Source organism: Acinetobacter sp. S-1, assembly GCF_059579785.1.
Window position 1 is genome coordinate 705,833 of the sequence record NZ_CM184207.1, and the last position, 20,226, is coordinate 726,058.

The following is a 20,226-nucleotide window of genomic DNA, read 5'->3' on the forward strand; positions in this document are numbered from 1 at the left end:
TTAAGGATTAGGCGGTGCAACCGAATATTTTTTCAAGACAGCCGCCATCTTTCCGCTCGTTCATTATTGCGGTCATTACATGTTTGGTTGTGCTGTTCTTTGATTGGCGCATGCCTTATGTAATTCAGCCAGCAAGGGATGTCTTGTACGCTGCATATAACCCAATTTATGCATTGGCTAGTTATCCGGTACTGTCGAGAGAATGGCTGAATCAACAAACAAAATCTGAAGCACAACTACGTCGTGAAAATACCGCGATGCAGGCTGAGCTTTTACAAGCTCAAGTCCGCTTACAGAAGCTTTCTGAACTGTCAGCTGAAAATACCCGTTTACGAGGCCTTCTTGATACACCATTAATTATTGATGGTCGTATGGAAATTGCCGAAGTGATTGGGACAGATGCAGACCCATTACGCCATATCATCATTATTAACCGAGGCTCTACGGACCATCTAAAGGTCGGTCAAACGGTTCTGGATGATAAGGGGATTATGGGGCAGATTATTAATGTATACCCTCATAGTTCACGTGTGATGTTGTTATCAGATAAAGAACATTCACTGTCGGTACGTCTTGAGCGTACTGGAATGCGGGCGATTGTTTCTGGTACAGGTGATTTGGGCCGTTTAAAAATGGAATATGTCCCGACCAGTGCGAATATTCAGGTGGGTGATAAAGTGTTTAGCTCAGGCTTGGGTGAACATTTCCCAGCAGGTTACGCAGTGGGTACAGTGGCCAAAATAAAACGCCATAATTCAGGTGAGTTTGCTGAAATTGATGTAACACCATCAGCACAATTAGCAACAGGCCATCATGTAGTTGTACTTTTCTCTGAATCATTAGCGAAGGAGCAGCCATATGCCGATCGCTAAACTTAAACGAGAAAAGCGTAAAGACCCATTATGGGGAATTATTCTCTCCGTTATTGTGGGTTCTGTACTCATGGTTTATCCGCTATCTTATGATATTTCAGGATGGCGGCCACTATTCATGTTGATGATCATGCTATTTTGGGTAGTATGTCAGCCAACATGGTGTGGGGTCTGGTTTGCATTTGGGATGGGGATTTTTACAGACTTACTGCTTGATGCGCCTTTAGGGCTCAATGCCTTAAGTTTTGTAATTGTGACTTTTCTTACCCGTTTTTTAATTCGGGAACGCCGTATTTTAACTTTTGTTAATTTATGGACGATAGCAACGCTGGTCATTATTGCCCATTTAGCATTTATGTGGGTAACACAGACGATGGGTGGAATTCATTTTTCGATTGCTAGACATTGGCAACCTTTGATGACAAGTATCATCACGTGGCCGGTCGTCTATTATTGTTTGGCAAAATGGCGCATATAGTTTTAGCATCTAGCTCTCCTCGTCGGAAGGAGTTGTTACAACAGCTAGGCTTAGATTTTGAAATCTATAGTCCTGACATTGATGAGTCTGTTCATGAAAATGAGCTGGTTCATCATTATGTTGAACGGTTGGCTAGAGAAAAAGCTCAGACTGTATTGAAGCTTTTTCCAGAAGCAATTGTTATTGCTGCCGATACAAGTCTGGGACTTGATGGCCAAATTATTGGTAAGCCTGAATCGAAAAATCATGCTTTTGAAATCTGGAAACAATTATCTGGACGTTGGCATGATGTGTTTTCTGGACTGTGCGTTGCGACTCAACAACAAATGTTAAGTCAGGTAGTGCAAACACAAGTTGAGTTTCAGTGCCTGACTACACAGGATATGGAAGATTATTGGACCACCGGTGAGCCTGTTGGAAAAGCGGGTGGATATGCAATTCAAGGAATTGCCTCGCAATATATTCCCCAAATTCAAGGAAGTTATAGTAATGTGGTAGGACTTCCTTTATACGAATTTGCACAGTTATTCAAAAGAGTAAAGACATAAGGGGTTGTTATCATTCTTCATTGAATAGCATTGTCGATGAACACTAGACAACGTTAAAGTTAACAGCTTCTCTGACTCTTTAATAAAAATTTTATAATGCTTTGAGTTTATGTATGTCAGAAGAACTACTTATTAATGTCACGCCTATGGAGTGTCGGGTGGCATTAATCGAAAATGGAACTGTTAATGAACTGTATGTCGAGCGTACAGTTAAACGCGGTCTAGTCGGCAATATCTACAAGGGTAAAGTTGTACGAGTGCTTCCGGGCATGCAAGCTGCCTTTGTTGATATTGGTTTGTCTCGAACAGCCTTTTTACATATCAATGATATGGTTTGGCCTCGTTCGCAGCCTACCCCAAATGTCTTTGAGCTATTACATCCTGGGCAAACCCTTACTGTCCAAGTAATGAAAGATATGTTGGGCACAAAAGGTGCACGTCTAAGTACAGATCTTTCAATCCCTTCTCGCTACTTGGTATTAATGCCGTATGGTAACCATATTGGTGTTTCGCAGCGTATTGAGTCTGAAGAAGAGCGAGATCGTCTGCGTAATATTATTGAAGGTATTCAATCTGAGCATAATTTACCCGGTAGCGTGATCGTCCGTACGGCTGCAGAAGGTGTGGATGAGGCAGAAATTGCACAGGACATGTGCTATCTGAGCAAATTGTGGGAGTACATTCAGCGTAAGCAGACTGACGTTGCTGTTCCTTCTTTAATTTTTGAAGAGCTTCCATTACCTCAACGTATTATTCGCGACTTAGCAAGCGAAGAAACTGCAAAGATTTATGTAGATTCGCGAGAGATTCATGCAAAACTGCTTGAGTTTGTAGATGAGTTTGTCCCGAATATGAAGAGTCGTCTCATCCATTATCCGGGGGAGCGACCACTATTTGATCTTTATAATGTTGAAGAAGATATTCAAAAAGCCTTACAAACTCGGGTAGCTTTGAAGTCGGGTGGTTATCTGATGATCGACCAGACTGAAGCCATGACAACGATTGACGTTAATACAGGTTCATATGTAGGTGGTCGTAGTCTTGAAGACACTGTTTTTAAAACCAATATGGAGGCGACTCAAGTTATCGCGCGTCAACTTAGACTGCGTAATTTGGGGGGGATTCTCATTATTGATTTTATTGACATGCAAGAAGCAACTCACCGTGAAGAGGTGATGCGTCAGTTTGAGAAAATGCTTGAGCGAGATCACGCGAAGACCAAAATTACTCAAGTGTCAGAACTTGGTCTGGTCGAAATGACGCGTAAACGAACTCGTGAATCATTAGAACACTTGCTATGTGAATCATGTCCAACATGCCAAGGGCGGGGTTTTGTCAAAACAGCGGAGACAGTGTGTTACGAAATATTTCGTGAGATATTACGATATACCCGCGCATTTGAGTCAACGAGTGGCTTTACTGTTGTTGCCCATCCTTCTGTGATTGACCGATTATTAACAGCAGAAGCACCAGCAGTAGCCGATTTAGAGCATTTTATTAACCGTGTTATTAAATTTCAGGTCGAAAATTTATATACGCAAGAGCAATACGATATCATTTTAAGTTAAAGTTGTAACAAGATATCGCTTAATCCTTGTTACAACTGAAATTTTACTTTCATTCATGAATTTTAAATACTACTTACATACAGTAGCCCTAGACGTTCTCCCTATTAAACGTCTTAGCAAACAATAAGAGGTATAACCCATGAATGTAAGTGAAAACTTAATTAGCAACGGTCTTAAACATGTTTTAGAAAGCACGCCAGTAAATAGCTGCTATATGTTGAATGACCAAGGTAAAGAAGTACCGATTACAACTGCAATGATTCGTTCAGTATGTCATCAGTTGCTTAACCAGTGCCGCACAATCAAAAAATAAGGGGCCAATTCAAAGCCCCTTAATTTTCTAACTTGCTGAATGATGTTTCAGCTGTTTCTCTGCAATAATTTCTTCAAAACGTTGTATCTCATCTTCTAAATGAGTCAAAAGGTTTTGCATTTTCGGCAAAGCATTTCGACAAGCGGTTAATCCAACTTCAAGCTTATCTAAATAACTGGTCATGGTAATGTTTAGAGCTTGTCCATCCATAACAATCGAAGCAGGGTAGAGGGCATCTAATTTCGCGCCATTCCAATAAAGCGGCTCACGTGGTCCTGGTACATTGGAAATCACTAAATTGAACGCCTGACGCTTAGGAAGCATTCCTGACATGATGTTTAATCCTGCCGGACCATAAACAACCGCACTATAGTTTAAAATTTCATTCGCAGTCATACGGCTAAAGCGTTGCTTTGAATTCTGCATGCTGCGACGAATGATTTCTAGGCGTTCTAACGGTTGATCTTTATGCGTCCCTAAATTTGCCAAAATCATAGTAATCCGGTTACTCATGTCAGAATCATCTGTACGTAATGAAGCTGGAACCATGGCAATAAGTGGCTTTTTAGGTAAGCTGTTTTGGCTAATCAAATATTCACGTAAAGCGCCTGAACATACAGCTAGGACAACATCATTAATCGTCACGCCTAATGCTTTTGAAATTTTTCTAAGGCGGCTTAATTCAAATGATTGGGCCGCAAAACGACGTGAAGCACTGACTCTTTGGTTCAAAATAGAAACTGGTGCCTGAAAAGTAGAAACATAATCAGGATTTTTGCCCATTTCCTTGAATATTGTTTGAGATAGCTCGTGCATAACTTTTGGAGCTATGTCGAGTTGAGACTTAATACCGCCTAAAATACTTTTAATTTTACTAGTACTTGGAGTTGGTACTTTTAGACGCTTAGCTCTTTTGCTCTCAACACACCATAAAGGGACAACATGTTTCTCTTCTGGTGTTTTTGATAGAGATTTCTCGATCAAACGCATACCCGCAACACCATCTACCATTGCATGATGGATTTTAAAATACATGGCAAAACGATTGCCTTCGATTCCTTCAATAATGTCACAAGTCCAAAGTGGCTTTGCACGATCAATTAGTGAGCTATGCTGCTGTGAAATATACACCAATAGTTCACGAATACGGCCAGGATGAGGTAAAGCAATGTGGCGAAAATGATGATCGATATCGAACTCTTCATCTTCATCCCAAAATAGACCACTTAAGCGGTTATTGAAGGGCGGAATAGGAATGCTTTTTGAGCGTTTAATATCTTCTACTAAATCATGTACAAAGGTATCTGGTGCATTTTCAGGAATTTCAAATAAAAATAATCCACCGACATGCATGGGTTGCTGTCTTTTTTCAAGTGACAGAAAAATGAAATCAATTGGGTGTAATGGACGCATAAATCATTGTGCCTCATGCATTTTTCTAAGAAGCCCTTATATGAGCTCTTATTAGAATTATAGAACCGTAAAATTAAGTATATAGCGTTTAGAGTAGAGAAAATATGACTTTGTGTACGGAACATGACATAAAAAAAACCACTGATTTACCAGTGGTTTTTTGATATCCAGTTACTTTTTCATATTACCTGCGTGTAAGCCACACTCTTTTTGAGTGGCTTCTTCCCACCACCAGCGTCCTTCACGCTCATGTTGATTAGGTAATACAGGTCGCGTACATGGTTCACAGCCAATAGAAACAAAACCGCGCTCATGAAGAGGATTATATGGAATTTCCATCATACGGATGTAGCTCCATACCTCAGCACTTGTCCAGTTCGCTAGAGGATTATATTTAATGAGTTGCTTACCTGGGCCAGAGAAACCTGCATCAGCTTGTACTACAGGAATCTCTGTACGCGTACCAGGACTTTGATCTTTACGTTGACCCGTAATCCAGCCATCTAAAGTCGCAAGTTTTTTACGCAAAGGCTGAACTTTTCGAATACCGCAACATTCTTGATGCCCATCTGTAAAAAAGCTGAATAAACCTTTTTCGTTTACCATGTTTTGAACAGCTTCAGATTCAGGGAAACAAATTTCGATATTGATATTGTAGTGTTTACGGACAGTTTCAATAAATTGATAAGTTTCGGCATGCAGGCGGCCTGTGTCGAGACTAAATACACGGAATGGTTTGCCTAAGCGTGAAGCAATATCAATTAAAACAACATCTTCTGCTCCCGAAAACGAAATTGCAATTTCACCTTGTTGGCTTAAGGCAAGTTCTAAAATTTCTCGAGGGCTTTTGGTTGCATATTCAGCAGCAAGAGCATCTACGATATCAATAGTCGGAATAACGGTCATGTGTGTTCCTGGCAAAAGGCTTGGGCGCATTGAGTTATGAAAAATATTCTAAAGGATAGTTGATAAAGTGCTTAGCACTTTAATTTCGATCCTTATGAATAAAATTGATTTGATCAATAACAACGCAAAACTGAAAATCTTAATGGTATGATACAGCAATTTTTAACCAACGTTGGAAGCATTCATGGAAATCGTATGCCTAGATCTTGAAGGAGTTTTAGTTCCTGAAATCTGGATCAATTTCGCTAAAAAAACAGGGATTAAAGAACTCGAAGCAACAACTCGTGATATTCCGGATTATGATGTTTTAATGACTCAGCGCCTTAATATCTTAAAACAACACGGTTTAGGCTTAAATGACATTCAAGAAGTCATTGCTGAGATGGGGCCATTACCGGGTGCAAAAGAGTTTGTTGAATGGGTGAGTACGCATTTCCAACTCGTGATCTTGTCAGATACCTTCTATGAATTTGCACATCCTTTAATGAAGCAATTAGGATGGCCAACAATTTTCTGTCATAAGTTAGAGACAGATGAAGAAGGTATGATTACCGCTTATAAACTACGTCAACCCGATCAAAAACGTGAGTCTGTTAAAGCACTGCATGGCTTGAATTTCCGTGTAATCGCTGCAGGTGATTCTTATAACGATACAACCATGCTTGGTGAAGCGGACCATGGTTTCTTATTTGATGCGCCTGCAAATGTGATTGCTGAGTTTCCACAATTTCCAGCTATTCACGGTTACGATGCATTAAAAGAAGCAATCCGTTCTGTTTCACAGCGTACAATCCCAGCTTAAGAATAAAGAATAAAAAAGGCGCTTAAAGCGCCTTTTTTTATATGCATAATTTTTTAAACTTAGAATTTATAACCAAGTTTTAAACCATAAGCGATGGCATTGTTGTCAGAGAAGTCTGCAACATATTCATCACTACCAGCTTGTGCACCTGTTTGAGCTTTAGCATCACCCAACCAGAAATATTTTACACCGCCAGCAATAAACGTTTGTGGAGTAGGGCTATATTGAAGACCTAAACCTACGTTCCAGTAACCTTCTGTTGGTCCTAGTGTTGTTACAGGGTTACCTGCACCAGAGTCCCAGCCTACAGACATATTACCAGCCCATTTATCGTTCAGTTTACGACCTACACCAGCGTTCACAGACCATTGGTCATCAGAGTATTCAACTAGGTTAAAGCCATTTGGACGTCCAACAAGACCACCTACAGCTTCCGATACTTTGCCGAATTTATATGGTTGAATTGAGAAATCTTTCCAGTTCACCCAACGTACATTCGCAAACGCAACAGTATCAGCCATGATTCCTGTTTGGAAATCAAGGTTTACAGACTGTGGTGTAGTAATTGTAGTTTTGCCTTCTGTATTAATAGCTTGAAGTTTAGACGCAGGAACATCTAAGCCCGCAAGTACTGAAGTAAGACCAGGGAAATTTAATATAGATAAGTCTTCATTAATATTCACTTTATGATCAATTTCAGATCGATAGGTTAAAGATGCTCTGAGTGCAATTTCAGGAATTTGATAAGCTGCACCTGCTAACCAACCTACACCAGTAGTTTCTTTAATATTTGCGTCATAACCATTATAAAGGCTATAAGCTTGACCTCGTAAACTTACATTACCTTTAACTGTTTGTAATACAGGACCCGCATAGAAGTTAAAGTTTTGAGTTGGTTGGAAACCAAGAACAAAAGATAAATTTTGTGTATCAACTTTAACTTTAGTTCCACCTGTACCTAAATAATTATTTGCAGCATTAATAGCAGCTTGGGTGTTTTGTAATGCTGTCAGTCCTGCACCTACAGTTGTATTTCCACCTTTAGCAACTTGTTGTAACGCGCCTAAGATCTCTGTTTGAGTCGGTTTTGTAGGATCACCGCCAGTAGCATTCGTCACAGCTATAAGAGCTGGTGTAAATGCTGATCCAGATGCTTGAACTAACTTGTTAATTGAGCTGGTTGCTAAGTCAGTTAATGCCTTTTGACTTAAAATAGTATCAGTGCCTGGATTTGAAACGAATACATTATTACCTGAATATTCTGCATCTGCTCCAAATGGTTGATCATAGAGTAGGCCGAAAGAGAATTTATCGTTGAGTTGTAATTTTAATGCCGCACTTGGAAAGTAATAATCATTAGCCATATCGCCAATATCGCGGCGTGTTGCGCTTGATCCTGCTTCTTTACCCGCTACATCTGGGTCTAAAACAGAAATACCTGCTTCAAAATAATTACCCGGTTGGAAGAATGCAGACATTGATTGTCCAGAGCGATCCAATGCTGCTGCAAAAACCCCAGTCGCAGGCAGCGTTGCTAAAATCATTGCAGTGCTCAGATGTTTTAATTTCATTTTAATCTTTCCTTGAACTTCAAGACATTTTTTTAAAAGTAACAGAGTTAAACCGTTTAAACTGTGTTGCCTTCAAAGCTCCTAATTACAAGTAATAGAAGCTTTGATAACTCCATGTAACAAAAATAGCATAATTAAAATAAGAGTAAATCTATTGTATGAACTGAAGAGTACTCACTTTTTATACAAAATCTGTCAATAATGAATGAAAAATGAAGGAATATTTCTATTGTTTAATTAATTTAATTAATTGATATTTATATTTTTTATATATCAGTAATGGTCTTTATTTTTATGACATTTTTGTCACAAATCCAAGAAAAATGGTCAAAGATTTTTTTGTAAAAATATGAATTAAGTGATTATGAAATGAGTATTGGTTGTCATTTTTAGTTGATAAGTCCAGTTTCTCTACATCTGTATATTATTGATTCAGTTTTATATTCTTAGCCTTATAAAAAAAATCACCTTAATTTTTTTACCATTTGATCTATTTTTTGAGCGAATTTGGATTCTATATTTGAAAGTTATATGCGATAAAAAAACCGAAAATAACAATCTAGATTCGGTTATTTAACTTTTATAGCTAAAACATAGCATTAGAGTGGATATAGTTTTCCATCAAATTGCTCAAGCTTCGGAAATGTTAATGACTCAAGCTGGTCCAGATGAGTAAGGTAGATTACATAGTCTTCAAGAAGGGTTTCTCGTGCTTCTTGGCTAATATAAGGTACATGGTAAGCAATGAATGGAGGCAGAACTTCAAAACCAGCATATGCCAAAGTACCACGTTGAATCGGGGATAAATAATTTTCAATTGGACCATGAATAGAGTTTTCTCCAAACATGTGTGTTCTACCACCGAGTGTTAAACACAACATCGCTTTTTTACCTACCATGCCACCGTGGTTGTAAAACCGTTTGCCTCCATAAAAAAGCCCTGAGACAAATACGCGATCAATCCAACCTTTTAAAATTGCTGGCACAGATGTCCAATAAAGTGGGAAATTTAAAATGACTAGATCTGCTTTTTTTACCTTTTCAATTTCTGCTTGAATATCTGGAGCTAGAAGTTGATTTTTGCTGGCATTTCTTTGTTCTAGTGCATAGTTAAAATAGTCAGGCTGATTAAGCTCTAAGAAATCCTCTTTAGATGCAATAGGGTTAAATTGCATCGCATATAAATCTGAAATTTCTACACTGTGCCCCAATTTTTCTAAGGTTTGCTTAGCTGTATTTTTTAGAGCAGTGGTGAAAGACTGTGGTTCTGGATGAGCATGGACAATAAGAATGTTCATAAGGTAGGACCTGTATTCTTTTCAGAAATTGTGCTGTCTTGCAATTCAGCGGATTTTGTTTTGAATAACTATGCATCAATTTAAAAGCATGGCATAGTTCATGAACTGACAGTTTTTACCATTTCGCGCCATTTTATTTTGCTCATTGGGTTGTTTATGAATCCAGAATTACCCGGAACTTATATTAATTTAATCGTCGAGACTATTAAGCAGTGGGGTGTCTCTGGTGAGCAGCTTTTAAATGGAAGCGGAATAACTTTAGACCAATTAGAAAAGCCTTACTGGTATGTTGAATTCAACATCTTAAATCAGCTTATTGAACGGGCGATCGAGTTATGCAAAGAGCCAGCACTAGCAGGGTATTTAGCTTTAAGCATGACGGCTTCATGTTATGGTTCAGTCGGAATGGCTGCCATAGTTTCTCCAAATTTAGGAGAAGCACTGAAAATACTTGAACAATTCATTGGTTCACGTTGTAAGGTTTTTAAACCGGAATTAAAACAAGAAAATAATGATGCATATTGGTCAATTCATCAGCCTGTCAATGCATTTCAGCTGAGCCCAAATGCCAACATTTTTTTGTTAGTCGGTTTTGTTCAAATTGCCAAAAAATTAACAGGGCTTTCTCATTTGGGAAAAGTTGAATTACCAATGCCAGAGCCGATAGGTTTTGGCCAAATCAGTCATCAACTGGCTGTAACTTGTTTATTTAACCAAAAGCGTAATCGTTGGATATTTCCAAAAGAGTATTTAGCACAACCTGTATTAACGGCAGACCCAATGCTAGCGCCGTTGTTAAATGCACAATGTAAGCGGGATATAGAGAAATTAAACTTAAAAAGTGGTTGGAAAGGCCAAGTCAAACAAGTTGCCGAAAAATTGCTTTTAAATGGGAATATTGACGCATTAAAAGTTGGGCAAGTGGCTCAAACCATGAATATGTCAGGGCGAACCCTGCAACGCTATTTAGCTCTTGATCACACTAGTTTTACCTTTTTAGTAGACTCACTGAAAAAAGAGCAGGCCCAGAAACTTTTAGCTCAAAATAACATGTCGATTGAAAAAGTCGCTTTAATGCTGGGTTATGCCGAGACTTCTCACTTTACCCGTGCATTTAAGCGCTGGATGGGTGTCACGCCTAAATATTTCCAAACACAACAGAAGATGGATGATTTAAGTTAAAAGGCCATAAATTTATGGCCTTTGATTTATCATTTGAGTCAATTAAGTAGATGATTCTGGCTTAGATGAGAGTGATTCAATCACTTCAAAATAGCTAGGCGGTGCAGGAACATGTCCGCGGTCTCTCAATAGACGATGCATGCGCGGCAGTTTGAAGTAGGGCACCGAAGCCATTAAATGGTGTTCCATATGGTAATTGACATGAATAGGCGCTACAAAACTTCTAGCAATCCAACCTGCACGTGTTGTTCGTGTATTGGTTAAAGCAGTATTACTCGTTTGCATACCTGCATGTTCGGCCATTGAGCGAATTCTTAAAAATAATGGAAACGGTGTTAAATAAGCTAGGGGCCATAACCAATAAAACCGTTGCTGACCAAAAGCTTTTAAAACACCATAAAGAGCAACATTGGTAGCAATGGCACCACTACTGTTTTTTATAAGACTTTTTGCATAATCAACGAAATCTTTATTGCTTCGATCTAACCAGACTTGATCATTTGCAACGGTCCATTTCATTAGATCTAGGTCCATTAATACTCGGCCAAAGCTAAACTTTAATCCTGTCATACCTGTTAAGTCGCGTAAAAATTTACGAGTAAGAGATTTTTTGCTTACAGGAAAACCGGAAACTAAAGAAAGATCGGGGTCATCTGGAGTAGATGTTTTTGCATGATGACGAACATGATGTACGCGATATTTTTGTAGATCATTCCAGATTGGACGGGCGCATAGCCATTCGCCTACAAAGTCATTTATTTTTTTATTTTTGAATAAGCTTTTATGAGATGCATCATGCATCAAAATTGCTAGGCATAACTGGCGACCTGCCAATATAGCTAAAGCTAGCATACAAGCAAGTAATTTGCCCCAGCTAGGTAAGTAATCCCACATCATGATTAAACTGGCAAATGTTCCGCCAATAACAGCCCATGTACTTGCAACAGCCCAAGCACCGTATATATCTGAGGGTTGTGTGAGCTCCTGTATTTCTTCTCTGCTAAATAGATCGGTCACACTCACTTGTGCATTCATTTTTATTCTCCCAAATCAGATTTTGGCATTCATATTTTATATTACAAATATAATCATAAAATTTTAAAAATTGAAATATTTGTTTGTAAAAAAATAAATCGCCTATTATTGGGCTAATTCATTTTCATAAAGTTTTTGCCATAGCTTTTGTCCAATCGAATCGAGTTGCTGTACATTTTGAGCAAACTGATTGCGGGCATGTTCATCAACAAATGGAGAAGGCAGTAGAGGATCATTCATGAGTAAGGTAATGGTTTCACGTCCTAATAACAAAGCTTGGGTAGCAGCCTCATTTAAGGATAGATTTTTATATTTTAAAAGCCATTCTTGAATATCTTGACTATACATTTCATAGTTCTTTTCAAGCTGTTTGGTATCCCACAAAGAATGAATTAACGAAACTGTTTTTGCGTCAAATTTTTGAATAATAGAAATTTTAGCTTCATTTTCAAGACCCGCTAAAATGAGCTCTTCACATGTTTTTTCAAAGCTATACGCTAAATTATCTGGACGTATATAAATTCCTGTTTCGAGTTCTCTAAAACCAAATTGACGTAAAGCGTGTTCTCTCTTTTTTAAAGCGGTTCGATCAATACGACCTAATGTCCCCGTAAATACTGCCAGATAGTGTTGTTGCCATTCTTTGGTCTGCTTAATGCCATTTTTACGATTCAAAATGACTTTTGCCCATTCTTTGGTTGATGGCGAAAGTTGATAAATACCGCGTTCGACACTTTCTATCATGCCTTCATTTAATAGCCGCGTTGTAGCCACACGAATACCGTTGTCACTCATATTAAAAAGTTTAGCGGCAATCAATATTTGTTTAATGGTGAGTTGAGGGTAGGCCGAGGAAAGAAATAAATCGATAATGAGATGGCGTGCATTAATCTTAGTATTTTTCATTCAGATTGAATTTTTGATATGAGTTGCATTTGATCAGAATAATATCATGTTTTTTTAAGAACTTATTAAGATCATTTTGTAGAGTAAGTTAAGGTAAAAGCTTTGTCTATAACAAGAAAAACTTTGGCAGTTCTTAACCAAGTTTTATCTTTTTACGATAGTTAACCCAAGTTTGTCATCATGATGTGATACATTATCGCACTTTAAATAAACTGCCTTTAACTAGGGGCAATAACCACAAACGTTAGAAATGATCTGATATTGAACATGTGTTGAGTCTAATTTGAGACTTACCAATTTCGATAAAACAAATTTTAGGTCGTTCTAATGATTAACTTTCTTTGAGCAAGTTATGGAAAATTTTGAAGTTATAAAAGCACTGTTTTTAGGCTTTGTCGAAGGCTTAACTGAATTTTTACCTATCTCGAGTACAGGCCATTTAATTTTATTTGGTCATATTATCGATTTCCACTCAGACGGCGGTCGTGTATTTGAGGTCGTAATCCAGTTAGGTGCTATTTTGGCAGTGTGCTGGTTATACCGACAAAAAATTATTAACTTGATTAAGGGATTCTTTAGTGGTGATGTGGAGTCACGTCATTTTGCGATCAGTGTGCTTATTGCATTCTTTCCAGCAGTCATTATTGGTGTTCTAGCTGTCGACTTTATTAAAAGTGTTCTATTTAGCCCAATTGTGGTTGCGATTGCCTTAATTGTCGGTGCCCTAATCATTTTCTGGGTTGAATCTAGACAATTTGAACATAAGACACTCGATGCAACTAAAATTACTTTTAAACAAGCGCTTTTAGTAGGTCTTGCTCAATGTGTGGCGATGATTCCAGGAACTTCACGTTCAGGCGCAACAATTGTAGGCGGAATGTTTGCAGGTTTATCACGTAAAGCTGCTACAGAATTCTCTTTCTTCCTTGCTATGCCGACCATGTTGGGCGCTGCGACTTTTGACTTGATTAAAAATGCTGACGTACTTACCTCAGACAATATGGTTAATATTGGAGTTGGTTTCGTTGCTGCTTTTATTGCCGCGCTGTTTGTTGTAAAAGCATTAGTACTGTTTGTAGAACGTCATACGTTACGTGTATTTGCTTGGTACCGAATTGTACTTGGTGTAATTATTTTGATTGCAGCAATGTTCTTTAATTTATCGGCTTAAATAGCCTAATAAAGTGAAAAAACCTAGAATGCTCTAGGTTTTTTTATGCCTAAAAATTGATTTGAATTGCCTATTTATACAAAGTAAACGTAAGACAGATGTTTTCATTTTAGGTTCATTGTTATATTGGTTATTAGATTACCTCTCACAATAAAACTATGTCGCAAAATCATCTTACAGAACATTTGGTCGATGCATTTTTGCACTTGGCTCCAGCAGAAGGTCTCTATCCTACTTTTATCTCTAACATCACCTTAATGCGGGTAGATCATTCCACACCACCTATTGCCGTGCTGCAAGAACCTTCAATTGTTTTAGTGATACAGGGATTAAAGCGAGGGTATATTGGTAAAGAAATCTTTCAGTTTCAACAAGGACAGTGTTTATTTATCTCAATTGCAATACCGTTTGATTGCGATACTGTTGTTGAAAATAATGAACCCATGTTGGCAATCGCAATAAAATTTGAACCACAAATGATGGCTGATCTCATTACTAAAATGGATAAACAACAACAAGTGGTGACTGAAGATGCTCATTCAGAAGATTTAAAATTAAGCTGTGGGCTTAGAGTGATTGACATGAATGTGACTATTTCGGAGGTTGCTCTACGATTACTCAATTTACTTCGTTCTAAACAAGATACTTTTATATTGGGTGAGCAAGTTAAAAGAGAATTGGTTTATCGTGTGGTGCAGGCTTCAGGCGGCAATCTAGTCGAGAGTTTATCGGCTATGGTAAGCCGCAATGGTGTGATTTACACCATTTGTGAAATTATTCAGCGTGATTATTATCATAACTTAACGGTTCAAGATTTGGCGAAACAAGCGGGCATGAGCATATCGCTTTTTCATCAGACTTTTAAAAAGGTGACGAATTATTCTCCCTTACAGTACATCAAAATTACTCGGTTACATAAAGCACGTGAGTTGATCATGAACAATAAAATGGGAATCGCAGAAGCCGCCTATGAAGTGGGTTATGTCAGTGCTTCACAATTTAGCCGAGAATTTAAACGACTGTTTGGCATTCCACCCAAGTCCTCAATTATTTAACGTAGATTAGTAATTTTGAAATATAAATCAAACATGGAGCATTTTATGACCCTTCCAACAACCATGAAAATTATTGAAATTACGGCTCCGGGTGGACCTGAAGTTCTAAAAGTTCAAGATGCTAATATTCCAGAACCTCAAGCAGATGAAGTCTTAATAGAGGTAAAGGCTGCAGGAATCAACCGCCCTGATGTATTGCAGCGTATGGGTTTATATCCTATGCCTAAAGGTGTTACTCAAATACCCGGACTTGAAGTCGCTGGTGTTGTGGTCGCTGTAGGTGACCAAGTAGATCAATTCAAGGTTGGCGATAAAGTTTGCGCCCTAACAAATGGCGGCGGTTATGCAGAATATTGTGCGGTAACTGCAACTCAAGTATTACCAATACCTGAAAATTTATCATTTACTCAAGCTGCTGCGATTCCAGAAACATTTTTTACAGTTTGGGCAAATCTATTTGATATTGGCCGTTTAAAGAAAGATGAAACCGCACTGATTCATGGTGGGGCAAGTGGTATTGGAACCACAGCTTTAGCCATTTGCCACGCTTTGGGGATTAAAACTTTTGCTACGGTTGGTAGTGAAGATAAAGTTGAAGCACTCTCAAGTTTAACGACAGCAATTAACTATAAAACCCAAGATTTTGAGCAAGAAGTTTTGAAACATACTCAAGACCAAGGGGTTGATGTCATTTTGGACATTGTGGGCGGCTCTTATTTCACGAAAAATTTAAATCTATTAAAACGTGATGGCCGACTGGTCATTATTGGTTTTATGGGTGGTCGAATCGCAAAAGAATTTGATTTACAAAAACTGATTTTAAAGCGTGCCACAATTACGGGCTCAACGATGCGAGCACGTAATAGCCAAGAAAAAGCCCAGATTGCCCAATCTTTGCATGAGCATGTATGGCCATTATTGGCTCAAGGTAAATGTTTACCGCAAATCTATAAAACGTATGCTTTTTCAGATGTACAAAGTGCTCATGCATGTATGGAACAAGGTGATCATATTGGAAAGATCGTTTTAGAAATGAATGCGTAACGCTATAATCATTGAAGTTTGGGCGAACGACAGGTTCGCCTAAACTGAATTTTATAATTCTAGATTCTGCCTATTTCTCTATAAAAATTGCCAAATTCTATTGGCAGATTGCACCAGTTCCATAACTTCACCTATAAATTAAGTAAGAAATAAAAATTGGTTCTTACCTTATTATTTCTTTCCATACTGATGAAAAAGGATAGTAACAATGAATACCGCAAATATTGATGATAAAAATCCTACTCCAGATTTGGCTGAAGATAATGCCTTTTTCCCATCACCTTATTCACTAAGTCAATATACTGCTCCTAAAACCGATTACGATGGCACGACTTATTCAACGCCTTATGCGGGCAATAAAAAAGTTTTAATGATTGCAACTGATGAGCGTTATATTCAGATGCAAAACGGTAAGTTCTTTTCAACAGGTAACCATCCTGTAGAAATGCTTTTACCGATGTTTCATTTAGATAATGCTGGCTTTGAAATTGATGTTGCGACACTTTCAGGTAATCCAGCTAAGCTTGAAATGTGGGCGATGCCAAAGCAAGAACAGGTTGTATTAGACACTTTTCAAAAATATGCAGACAATTTAAAAAATCCTCTGAAACTCTCAGATATTTTAGAAAATGTAGTAGGGGAAAATTCACCTTATGCGGCTGTCTTTATTCCGGGTGGGCATGGTGCATTAGCTAAGATTCCACATAGCCTTGAAGTAAAAAAAGTCCTTAAATGGGCAGTTGAACAAGATAAATTTATTATTACTTTATGTCATGGGCCTGCTGCATTATTGGCTGCGGCTGTAGACGAAGCGCCTGAAAACTATATTTTTAAAGGTTATCAAATTTGTGTATTCCCTGATGCTTTAGATGCAGGGGCGAATATCGATATTGGCTATATGCCGGGTGCGTTACCTTGGTTAGTTGGTGAAAACCTTGAAAAACTCGGTGTGGAAATTTTAAATAAGGGTATTACCGGACAATGTCATAGGGACCGTAAATTGTTAACAGGTGATAGTCCGCTTGCTTCTAATAATTTAGGCAAACTTGCAGCTGAAACGTTGTTGGCTGAAGTGAAGGATTAAGTGATGAAATATGTACGCCCTGCGGGACTCGAATTTAATGATTAAAATATTGATTTGTATAATTATTTTATTTTTAATTATTTTTGATACCGTAACTTGTACCGTAAAAAGTAAAACCCTCAAACAAATAAGGCATCCTTTTTAGGATGCCATTCTGTGCTTTTCTATCCAACAGTCTATATCAGATTCAAGCCATCTCGCAATTTTTCTTTTGCCCTCCCCAAATAGCATTGAAGGAGGGAAATAGCCTGTTTTCATCCAGTCATAAATAGTTGACTTTGGAAGGCTGGTTTTTAACTCAACCGCCTTCAAGTCAAGCAAACGACTTTGCTTTTCTGACATTCACCCCTCCTTACTTTCCGCTTTCATAAAAGTAATCCAATGTGTATTGCTGCGTTTCCCGCTAATGTGGCCAAACAATGGTTTTTGGTCAGTCAGTTCTAAAAGTTCACTTACTTTGATCTGTGTTTCATTCCATTTGAAAATTAAAACACCACCATTGGCCAATACTCGAAAGCACTCTGCAAAACCTTTGCGAATATCTTCACGCCAATCTTCTGACAACTTTCCATACTTGGCAGCTAACCAACTTTGTTTTCCAGCTTTAACTAGGTGGGGAGGGTCAAACACAACTAGAGTGAATTGTCCATCCTTAAAAGGCATGTCGCGAAAGTCCATCATCACATCTGGTTCAATCACTAAGGAACGACCATCACACAATGTATGTTCCTCTTTTCTGATATCCCCATAAACTACATTTGGATTGTTCCGGTCAAACCACATCATACGAGAGCCGCAACATGGATCTAAAATTTGTGCATTCATCCCTCAGCTCCCGATTCGCTTGCTTCAACCATTGCCTTATATCCAGTCTTGCTAAGTGTTGACATTGGTGCGACTGAAGATCGTTCGTATGCTTGGAACATCTTCTCAGTTGGCACCTTTGGCATTAGTACATAACCCTCTGGCACCGCCTGAGCTTTGGCTTTTTCTAGCTCCTTTTTAAGGCGCGCTATCACTTCAAGTTGAGTCAAAAAAGCTGTTAAACCACCATTACAAGCATCGGCAAAATATTCAAAGTCAGGATCACCACTTTCATTAATATAAAGTCCTTGCTCTTCATTCCATTCACACACCTCAAGCTGATACTTAAACTGTGGAAGTTCTTCAAAAGCCTCTCTTTCCTTATTCAAATCTGTCATTAGCCTTCTCCCAGAAAAGTTGTCTCTAACCACCAGTTCTTGTTTTCTTGAAGATATTTTTCATGCTCTTCGTTGCTGCCTTGCCATTCTTCAAAAGTGATTGAGTCTGCAATGCATTGCCCAACCGTTGGGAAGGCTTGCAATGCTTCTTTCTTAAGACGATAAACAAGCTGCTTACCAATTTTTTGTGATGGAACAGGGTGGAGAAGTTCTGAGTCAGGTTCTTCTGGAATATTCACTGCCCAAAGTTTTGTGTTATTCAAATCTGTCATGCTGCCACCTTAGCCTTAATGCGCTCTTGATATAACTTTGCGTAGTACTCTTGAGCATGTGGAATTTTGTCTTTGATCTTTTGGATCATTGCTTCGTCACGTTTGTAGGTGACAGTTGTTAAACGTTCTCTTAAATCAATACGCTCGACTAAATCAATTAGCTGCTCTCGGTCATCCCAATCATTTGTAAGCTCGACAGGGCAAGGGAGCAGCCAGAAATGAGTACGGGACAAACACTTTCAGGATATCAATGTCTTTCGTCAACAACGCTAAGTATCTGGTGGTTCATGAAGGTGAAATTGATTTTACAGATGAAATCAAGCCTCACCATGGCGATCGTGTATTTGAGCGTGAAGTGGTCAAGCGTCTGGTGGAGTCTTTGGATTTGGTGAATTTTCACAATGGTTTGAAGCAAGCTCGGCATTATTTAACACAAGGTTATTGTTTGAGTGAGAAACATACATGGAATGACTTGGCTCAAGCCATCCGCGACCACGAATCAATATACGGAGGCGGTGAAAATGCATAAGTACGATTGGTCAAATGTACCTGCCGAAGTTAATTGGATGGCAACAGATCAAGATGGTTGGGCTTATGGTTTTGTTAGTCAGCCAAAACCTCGTGAAAGTTATGGCTTTTGGAGTCCAGTTGAGTTTGTTGTGTCGATCCCAAAAGAGGGCAATCCATTTAAAGGCGACTGGAAGGAGTCATTAGAGCAACGACCAAAAGGAGCCAGCCATGAGTGAGTTTAAAGTCGCTGTTATAGAAGGTTCCAACGGAATTGATTTGTACAGAAATAAGGATTGTGTTGCGAAAAGCCGCTTTAGCTATACAAGTGAGCAAGCAAAGAGAATTGGTGATCGTCAGCTAGACCGCTACATGAAAATGGCAGAAACGCTCGGCGACGACTTCCCCATAGAAAACCACATCAGCCCGCTGTGTAAGACAATTGGAGAATAAAAATGACAACTATGTTTATTGATACATATGGTGAGATGAGCTTTGTAGATAACGAGCGCCTTAAATTCATTATGCATTACTTAAAACAAGGTGCTGACGATTCTCTAGTTGAAATGAAGGATGGTCGATTTGTACGTGAAGATAGCGAGCTTTCTTTCACTGAAATATGGCTTCCATCAGCAGAACATCAACAAAGAAAGATTGATGAACAGCAAGCGAAAGTGGAGGAGCTGGAAGGCAGAAATCAGATGCTAAGCGATTGCACATTGGAAATGGGTTCCAAGCACATAAGAGACACAGACCTTATCAATCAACAAGCTAGCACACTATTTAGGCTCAGAGAATTTATATATGGCTCAGGTGATCTTCGAGAATATTCAGATGAGGAATTGCTAGAGCATCAAAGAATTTTAAAAGCGATTGTGACGGGAGAGCAAGCGCTCAAGGGGGAAGGATGAACCCTATACAGTTTTTCTTGTTTTGGGTGTGTGTAGCTATGTTGATGATTCTTTCTTTTGGGCTATACGGTCATTTCTTTGGAGTGCC

At 38.6% G+C, this 20,226-nt stretch carries 25 protein-coding genes and 1 pseudogene; 15 read left to right on the top strand and 11 right to left on the bottom strand.

Annotation, left to right across the window (positions count from 1 at the left end; all coding sequences use genetic code 11):
* The first annotated feature begins 14 nt into the window (after positions 1-14).
* From mreC to AC52J8_RS03505, 5 genes are all read left to right on the top strand, one after another.
* A complete protein-coding gene (gene mreC / locus AC52J8_RS03485) occupies positions 15-872 on the top strand; it encodes a rod shape-determining protein MreC (protein ID WP_002116449.1) in 858 nt (285 codons plus the stop codon).
* The gene (gene mreD, locus AC52J8_RS03490; protein WP_002116279.1) at positions 859-1,350 is read left to right on the top strand and encodes a rod shape-determining protein MreD; all 492 of its coding nucleotides are present in this window, start codon (positions 859-861) and stop codon (positions 1,348-1,350) included. The genes mreC and mreD overlap by 14 nt, the downstream gene beginning before the upstream one ends.
* Positions 1,338-1,898, top strand: a complete 561-nt coding sequence (locus AC52J8_RS03495; RefSeq protein ID WP_078219647.1) for a Maf-like protein — start codon at positions 1,338-1,340, stop codon at positions 1,896-1,898. The genes mreD and AC52J8_RS03495 overlap by 13 nt, the downstream gene beginning before the upstream one ends.
* Before the next feature lie 113 nt (positions 1,899-2,011).
* Positions 2,012-3,466 (top strand): ribonuclease G, encoded by a 1,455-nt coding sequence (gene rng / locus AC52J8_RS03500; protein WP_005064412.1) that lies wholly within the window; start codon positions 2,012-2,014, stop codon positions 3,464-3,466.
* A 139-nt stretch (positions 3,467-3,605) separates the two neighbouring features.
* Complete coding sequence (locus AC52J8_RS03505) at positions 3,606-3,779, top strand: PA1571 family protein (RefSeq protein WP_002116397.1); 174 nt, start codon at positions 3,606-3,608, stop codon at positions 3,777-3,779.
* A gap of 27 nt (positions 3,780-3,806) precedes the next feature.
* On the opposite strand, the gene AC52J8_RS03510 is transcribed toward AC52J8_RS03505, so the two are convergent.
* Together AC52J8_RS03510 and AC52J8_RS03515 are read right to left on the bottom strand one after the other, a co-directional pair.
* A complete protein-coding gene (locus AC52J8_RS03510; protein WP_086399671.1) occupies positions 3,807-5,192 on the bottom strand; it encodes a WS/DGAT/MGAT family O-acyltransferase in 1,386 nt (461 codons plus the stop codon).
* Between the two features lie 171 nt (positions 5,193-5,363).
* Positions 5,364-6,098 carry a phosphoadenylyl-sulfate reductase gene (locus AC52J8_RS03515; RefSeq protein WP_005064416.1) on the bottom strand — a complete coding sequence of 245 codons (735 nt, stop codon included), beginning with the start codon at positions 6,096-6,098 and terminating at the stop codon, positions 5,364-5,366.
* Positions 6,099-6,282: 184 nt separating this feature from the next.
* Here AC52J8_RS03515 and thrH point away from each other — a divergent pair, with 184 nt between their 5' ends.
* Complete coding sequence (gene thrH, locus AC52J8_RS03520) at positions 6,283-6,900, top strand: bifunctional phosphoserine phosphatase/homoserine phosphotransferase ThrH (RefSeq protein WP_002116438.1); 618 nt, start codon at positions 6,283-6,285, stop codon at positions 6,898-6,900.
* 59 nt (positions 6,901-6,959) lie between these two features.
* Here thrH and AC52J8_RS03525 read toward each other — a convergent pair whose 3' ends face one another.
* Positions 6,960-8,471 carry an OmpP1/FadL family transporter gene (locus AC52J8_RS03525; protein ID WP_002116318.1) on the bottom strand — a complete coding sequence of 504 codons (1,512 nt, stop codon included), beginning with the start codon at positions 8,469-8,471 and terminating at the stop codon, positions 6,960-6,962.
* Positions 8,472-9,070: 599 nt separating this feature from the next.
* The gene (locus AC52J8_RS03530; RefSeq protein WP_086399672.1) at positions 9,071-9,769 is read right to left on the bottom strand and encodes an NAD(P)H-dependent oxidoreductase; all 699 of its coding nucleotides are present in this window, start codon (positions 9,767-9,769) and stop codon (positions 9,071-9,073) included.
* Positions 9,770-9,925: 156 nt separating this feature from the next.
* Here AC52J8_RS03530 and AC52J8_RS03535 point away from each other — a divergent pair, with 156 nt between their 5' ends.
* The gene (locus AC52J8_RS03535) at positions 9,926-10,951 is read left to right on the top strand and encodes an AraC family transcriptional regulator (RefSeq protein ID WP_086399673.1); all 1,026 of its coding nucleotides are present in this window, start codon (positions 9,926-9,928) and stop codon (positions 10,949-10,951) included.
* A gap of 42 nt (positions 10,952-10,993) precedes the next feature.
* Here AC52J8_RS03535 and AC52J8_RS03540 read toward each other — a convergent pair whose 3' ends face one another.
* Entirely contained in the window at positions 10,994-11,986 is a 993-nt protein-coding gene (locus AC52J8_RS03540) for a fatty acid desaturase family protein (RefSeq protein ID WP_086399674.1), read from the bottom strand.
* 105 nt (positions 11,987-12,091) lie between these two features.
* The gene (locus tag AC52J8_RS03545; RefSeq protein WP_086399675.1) at positions 12,092-12,892 is read right to left on the bottom strand and encodes a PaaX family transcriptional regulator C-terminal domain-containing protein; all 801 of its coding nucleotides are present in this window, start codon (positions 12,890-12,892) and stop codon (positions 12,092-12,094) included.
* A 352-nt stretch (positions 12,893-13,244) separates the two neighbouring features.
* On the opposite strand from AC52J8_RS03545, the gene AC52J8_RS03550 reads away from it, so the two are divergent.
* The 4 genes from AC52J8_RS03550 to hchA all read left to right on the top strand — a co-directional run bounded on the left by AC52J8_RS03550 (position 13,245) and on the right by hchA (position 17,246).
* Positions 13,245-14,063, top strand: a complete 819-nt coding sequence (locus tag AC52J8_RS03550) for an undecaprenyl-diphosphate phosphatase (protein ID WP_002116515.1) — start codon at positions 13,245-13,247, stop codon at positions 14,061-14,063.
* A gap of 158 nt (positions 14,064-14,221) precedes the next feature.
* The gene (locus AC52J8_RS03555) at positions 14,222-15,118 is read left to right on the top strand and encodes an AraC family transcriptional regulator (protein WP_086399676.1); all 897 of its coding nucleotides are present in this window, start codon (positions 14,222-14,224) and stop codon (positions 15,116-15,118) included.
* A gap of 33 nt (positions 15,119-15,151) precedes the next feature.
* On the top strand, positions 15,152-16,162 hold the full coding sequence (locus AC52J8_RS03560) for an NAD(P)H-quinone oxidoreductase (RefSeq protein WP_086399677.1): 1,011 nt from the start codon (positions 15,152-15,154) through the stop codon (positions 16,160-16,162).
* 208 nt (positions 16,163-16,370) lie between these two features.
* Complete coding sequence (gene hchA, locus AC52J8_RS03565; protein WP_086399678.1) at positions 16,371-17,246, top strand: glyoxalase III HchA; 876 nt, start codon at positions 16,371-16,373, stop codon at positions 17,244-17,246.
* A gap of 141 nt (positions 17,247-17,387) precedes the next feature.
* On the opposite strand, the gene AC52J8_RS03570 is transcribed toward hchA, so the two are convergent.
* From AC52J8_RS03570 to AC52J8_RS03590, 5 genes and pseudogenes are all read right to left on the bottom strand, one after another.
* Entirely contained in the window at positions 17,388-17,588 is a 201-nt protein-coding gene (locus AC52J8_RS03570) for a helix-turn-helix transcriptional regulator (protein WP_001291525.1), read from the bottom strand.
* Positions 17,589-18,071, bottom strand: a complete 483-nt coding sequence (locus tag AC52J8_RS03575) for a TRM11 family methyltransferase (protein ID WP_031959484.1) — start codon at positions 18,069-18,071, stop codon at positions 17,589-17,591.
* Positions 18,068-18,448 carry a hypothetical protein gene (locus AC52J8_RS03580; protein WP_496538860.1) on the bottom strand — a complete coding sequence of 127 codons (381 nt, stop codon included), beginning with the start codon at positions 18,446-18,448 and terminating at the stop codon, positions 18,068-18,070. The genes AC52J8_RS03575 and AC52J8_RS03580 overlap by 4 nt, the downstream gene beginning before the upstream one ends.
* Positions 18,448-18,720, bottom strand: coding sequence for a hypothetical protein (locus tag AC52J8_RS03585; RefSeq protein ID WP_496538861.1), 273 nt, complete (start codon positions 18,718-18,720; stop codon positions 18,448-18,450). The genes AC52J8_RS03580 and AC52J8_RS03585 overlap by 1 nt, the downstream gene beginning before the upstream one ends.
* A pseudogene (locus AC52J8_RS03590) lies at positions 18,717-18,938 on the bottom strand (hypothetical protein); the annotation flags it as partial. The gene AC52J8_RS03585 and the pseudogene AC52J8_RS03590, both read right to left, overlap by 4 nt.
* 32 nt (positions 18,939-18,970) lie before the next feature.
* On the opposite strand from AC52J8_RS03590, the gene AC52J8_RS03595 reads away from it, so the two are divergent.
* From AC52J8_RS03595 to AC52J8_RS03610, 4 genes are read left to right on the top strand one after another with little or no spacing between them, the layout of a single operon-like run.
* The gene (locus AC52J8_RS03595; RefSeq protein ID WP_496538862.1) at positions 18,971-19,249 is read left to right on the top strand and encodes a hypothetical protein; all 279 of its coding nucleotides are present in this window, start codon (positions 18,971-18,973) and stop codon (positions 19,247-19,249) included.
* On the top strand, positions 19,242-19,466 hold the full coding sequence (locus tag AC52J8_RS03600; protein WP_496538863.1) for a hypothetical protein: 225 nt from the start codon (positions 19,242-19,244) through the stop codon (positions 19,464-19,466). Before AC52J8_RS03595 ends, AC52J8_RS03600 begins: the two co-directional genes overlap by 8 nt.
* Positions 19,459-19,680 (top strand): hypothetical protein, encoded by a 222-nt coding sequence (locus AC52J8_RS03605; protein WP_496538864.1) that lies wholly within the window; start codon positions 19,459-19,461, stop codon positions 19,678-19,680. The genes AC52J8_RS03600 and AC52J8_RS03605 overlap by 8 nt, the downstream gene beginning before the upstream one ends.
* A gap of 2 nt (positions 19,681-19,682) precedes the next feature.
* The gene (locus tag AC52J8_RS03610; RefSeq protein WP_284109227.1) at positions 19,683-20,138 is read left to right on the top strand and encodes a hypothetical protein; all 456 of its coding nucleotides are present in this window, start codon (positions 19,683-19,685) and stop codon (positions 20,136-20,138) included.
* Positions 20,139-20,226 lie beyond the last annotated feature (88 nt).

Bases quoted from the DNA above. Each gene is read 5' to 3' on its own strand.
- mreD (WP_002116279.1), top strand. From the start codon at position 859: ATGCCGATCGCTAAACTTAAACGAGAAAAGCGTAAAGACCCATTATGG.
- AC52J8_RS03495 (WP_078219647.1), top strand. From the start codon at position 1,338: ATGGCGCATATAGTTTTAGCATCTAGCTCTCCTCGTCGGAAGGAGTTG.
- rng (WP_005064412.1), top strand. From the start codon at position 2,012: ATGTCAGAAGAACTACTTATTAATGTCACGCCTATGGAGTGTCGGGTG.
- AC52J8_RS03505 (WP_002116397.1), top strand. From the start codon at position 3,606: ATGAATGTAAGTGAAAACTTAATTAGCAACGGTCTTAAACATGTTTTA.
- AC52J8_RS03510 (WP_086399671.1), bottom strand. From the start codon at position 5,192: ATGCGTCCATTACACCCAATTGATTTCATTTTTCTGTCACTTGAAAAA.
- AC52J8_RS03515 (WP_005064416.1), bottom strand. From the start codon at position 6,098: ATGACCGTTATTCCGACTATTGATATCGTAGATGCTCTTGCTGCTGAA.
- thrH (WP_002116438.1), top strand. From the start codon at position 6,283: ATGGAAATCGTATGCCTAGATCTTGAAGGAGTTTTAGTTCCTGAAATC.
- AC52J8_RS03525 (WP_002116318.1), bottom strand. From the start codon at position 8,471: ATGAAATTAAAACATCTGAGCACTGCAATGATTTTAGCAACGCTGCCT.
- AC52J8_RS03530 (WP_086399672.1), bottom strand. From the start codon at position 9,769: ATGAACATTCTTATTGTCCATGCTCATCCAGAACCACAGTCTTTCACC.
- AC52J8_RS03535 (WP_086399673.1), top strand. From the start codon at position 9,926: ATGAATCCAGAATTACCCGGAACTTATATTAATTTAATCGTCGAGACT.
- AC52J8_RS03540 (WP_086399674.1), bottom strand. From the start codon at position 11,986: ATGAATGCACAAGTGAGTGTGACCGATCTATTTAGCAGAGAAGAAATA.
- AC52J8_RS03545 (WP_086399675.1), bottom strand. From the start codon at position 12,892: ATGAAAAATACTAAGATTAATGCACGCCATCTCATTATCGATTTATTT.
- AC52J8_RS03550 (WP_002116515.1), top strand. From the start codon at position 13,245: ATGGAAAATTTTGAAGTTATAAAAGCACTGTTTTTAGGCTTTGTCGAA.
- AC52J8_RS03555 (WP_086399676.1), top strand. From the start codon at position 14,222: ATGTCGCAAAATCATCTTACAGAACATTTGGTCGATGCATTTTTGCAC.
- AC52J8_RS03560 (WP_086399677.1), top strand. From the start codon at position 15,152: ATGGAGCATTTTATGACCCTTCCAACAACCATGAAAATTATTGAAATT.
- hchA (WP_086399678.1), top strand. From the start codon at position 16,371: ATGAATACCGCAAATATTGATGATAAAAATCCTACTCCAGATTTGGCT.
- AC52J8_RS03570 (WP_001291525.1), bottom strand. From the start codon at position 17,588: ATGTCAGAAAAGCAAAGTCGTTTGCTTGACTTGAAGGCGGTTGAGTTA.
- AC52J8_RS03575 (WP_031959484.1), bottom strand. From the start codon at position 18,071: ATGAATGCACAAATTTTAGATCCATGTTGCGGCTCTCGTATGATGTGG.
- AC52J8_RS03580 (WP_496538860.1), bottom strand. From the start codon at position 18,448: ATGACAGATTTGAATAAGGAAAGAGAGGCTTTTGAAGAACTTCCACAG.
- AC52J8_RS03585 (WP_496538861.1), bottom strand. From the start codon at position 18,720: ATGACAGATTTGAATAACACAAAACTTTGGGCAGTGAATATTCCAGAA.
- AC52J8_RS03595 (WP_496538862.1), top strand. From the start codon at position 18,971: ATGTCTTTCGTCAACAACGCTAAGTATCTGGTGGTTCATGAAGGTGAA.
- AC52J8_RS03600 (WP_496538863.1), top strand. From the start codon at position 19,242: ATGCATAAGTACGATTGGTCAAATGTACCTGCCGAAGTTAATTGGATG.
- AC52J8_RS03605 (WP_496538864.1), top strand. From the start codon at position 19,459: ATGAGTGAGTTTAAAGTCGCTGTTATAGAAGGTTCCAACGGAATTGAT.
- AC52J8_RS03610 (WP_284109227.1), top strand. From the start codon at position 19,683: ATGACAACTATGTTTATTGATACATATGGTGAGATGAGCTTTGTAGAT.